General features: G+C 46.6%; 1 protein-coding gene. It reads right to left on the reverse strand.

Annotated features, from left to right (window positions below):
- Positions 1–281, reverse strand: a 281-nt coding sequence (locus FM019_RS20745; protein ID WP_143838012.1) for a DDE-type integrase/transposase/recombinase, incomplete at both ends; no start/stop codon positions are given.

A 281-nucleotide genomic window follows, 5' to 3' on the forward strand; every position in this document is an offset into this window, starting at 1 on the left:
GAGCTGCTGGTACTCTCTGGAACAATACTGAAGACCTCTATCGGAGTGATGAACGAGTTGACCATTTTTCAGGCGTTGCTTGAGTGCTCTTCTAAAAGCCTGCTTTACTGAGTGAGTTTTCATGTTGTCATCAACCTGATCCCCGACAATCTTGCGTGAATATGCATCCGTCACAAGACTGACATAAGCCTCGCCATTGCGAGTCGGCAAATAAGTGATATCGGCTACCCATAGTTGCTCTGGTTGCGTCGCTGTGTATCCTGCTTTGAGTAGATTAGGAT

The sequence above is a fragment of the Aliiglaciecola sp. M165 genome (assembly GCF_007197995.1).
In the GTDB taxonomy this organism is placed as follows: Bacteria; Pseudomonadota; Gammaproteobacteria; order Enterobacterales; family Alteromonadaceae; genus Aliiglaciecola.